The sequence below is a fragment of the Streptomyces sp. ID05-39B genome, assembly GCF_033794725.1.
Taxonomy (GTDB): domain Bacteria; phylum Actinomycetota; class Actinomycetes; order Streptomycetales; family Streptomycetaceae; genus Streptomyces; species Streptomyces bobili.
Genome location: NZ_JARGEF010000477.1, coordinates 1 through 2,043, shown reverse-complemented (window position 1 = coordinate 2,043; position 2,043 = coordinate 1). Strand labels below are relative to the sequence as shown.

At 76.1% G+C, this 2,043-nt stretch carries 2 protein-coding genes; both read right to left on the bottom strand.

The genetic code is table 11. The features are described from left to right. The coding region (locus P1P75_RS41260; protein ID WP_319265121.1) for a cob(I)yrinic acid a,c-diamide adenosyltransferase at nucleotides 1-238 on the bottom strand (238 nt) is incomplete at its 3' end. Beyond that, nucleotides 238-2,043, bottom strand: a 1,806-nt coding sequence (locus tag P1P75_RS41255) for a VWA domain-containing protein (RefSeq protein ID WP_319265118.1), incomplete at its 5' end; no start/stop codon positions are given. The genes P1P75_RS41255 and P1P75_RS41260, both read right to left, overlap by 1 nt.

Genomic DNA, 2,043 nt, shown 5'->3' with positions numbered 1-2,043 from the left:
CCCCCGAGTCCCCGAGCACCCGCAGCGCCCGCTCCTCGCCGACCTTCCACTTCGCCGACTTGACGAACTGGAACACCCCGATGGGCCACCCCTGGTTCCAGGCCCGCAGAGCGAGCCCGAACGCCGCGGTCGACTTCCCCTTGCCCACCCCGGTGTGCACGATCACCAGCGGCCGGTTGCGCCGCTGACGCGTCGTCAGCCCGTCGTCCGGTACGACACTCGGCTGTCCCTGCGGCATTACGCGGCCCTCCTCGAAGTCCCCTGCACGTCCCTGACCAGCCCGGCGATCGAGTCCGCCCGCAGCTCGTCCAGCGTGACGGCGGTGCCGCCCAGCTCGCCCGCCAGCTGCCCCGCGAGCCCCAGCCGTACCGGCCCCGACTCGCAGTCCACGACCACGGAGGCGACCCCGCCGGTCGCGAACAGGCGGGCCGCCCGCCCGGCGAGGGCGACGGGCTCGGGCCCGCCGGTCGCGCGCCCGTCCGTCACCACGACGACCAGGGCCCGCCGCGCGGGGTCCCGCAGCCGCTCCACCCGCAACACCTCGTGCGCCCTGAGTAGCCCGGCCGCGAGCGGCGTACGCCCTCCGGTCGGCAGCGACTCAAGCCGTACGGCCGCCGCGTCCACGGACGAGGTCGGCGGCAGCGCCACCTCGGCGGCCGAGCCCCGGAACGTCACCAGACCCACCTTGTCCCGCCGCTGATAGGCGTCGAGCAGCAACGACAGCACGGCACCCTTCACCGCACCCATCCGCTGCCGCGCCGCCATGGACCCCGACGCGTCGACGACGAACAGCACGAGATTCCCCTCGCGCCCCTCCCTCGTCGCCTGCCGCAGATCGTCCCGGCGCACGACGAGACCACGCCCGGAGCGCCCACGCGCCCGCTGGTGCGGCGCCGCCGCCTGCACGGTCGCCGCCAGGTGCAGCTTGGTCAGCGTCCCGCGGGGCCGCCGGGCCCCGGTGGTCCGCCCGTGCTCGGTCCGCGCCCGCGAGCGCCGCCCGGCCGCACCCTCGCCGAGGCCCGGCACGCTCAGCACCTTCGTCCGGAAGGGCTCGGCGGCAGGCGCGGGCTGCCGCTCACCGGCGCCGCCCCCCGAGGTCTGCGGCTCACCGCTGTCCCCGGCCTCGGGACGCGCTCCCGTGTCACCGCCCTCGGGCCCCTCCGACGGCGGCTGCCCGCCACCGCCCCCGTCACCGCCGCCGGGCCCGTCCGGGTCAGGGTCTTCGTCGCCGTCCCCGGAGTTCTCCTCCAGCGTCTGGTCGAGCTTGTCCTCGTCAAGTCCCGGCGCGTCGAAGGGATTACGCCGGCGCCGGTGCGGCAGCGCGAGCAGCGCGGCCTGCCGGACGTCCTCCGCGAGCACCTCGGTCCGCCCGGCCCAGGCCGCCAGCGCCGTCGCCGTCCGCGCCATCACGATGTCTGCCCGCATGCCGTCCACCTCGAACGCGGCACAGGTCGCCGCGATCTGCCGCAACGCCCCGTCGCCCAGCAGCACCGACGGCAGCAACGTGCGCGCCGCCACGATCCGCGCCCGTACGGAGGCCTCCTCGTCCGCCCACCGCCCGGCGAAACCGGCCGGATCGTCGTCGTAGGCCAGCCGCCGCCGTACGACCTCCACGCGCTGGTCGGGCTCGCGCGAGGCGGCGACCTCGACGGTCAGGCCGAACCGGTCGAGCAACTGCGGCCGCAGCTCGCCCTCTTCCGGGTTCATGGTCCCGACGAGCAGGAACTTCGACGCGTGCCGTACCGAGACGCCCTCGCGTTCGACGTACGACGCGCCCATGGCCGCCGCGTCCAGCAGCAGGTCGACCAGGTGGTCGTGGAGGAGGTTGACCTCGTCGACGTACAGGATGCCGCGGTGCGCGTCGGCGAGCAGGCCGGGCTCGAAGGCCTTCACGCCCTCCGACAGCGCCCGCTCGATGTCCAGCGCGCCGACCAGCCGGTCCTCGGAGGCGCCGACGGGCAACTCGACCATCCGGGCCGGCCGTTCGCCCCCCGCCCCCGGCTCGTGCGGGCCGGGGGCGGGGGGCGAACGGCCGGCCCGGAT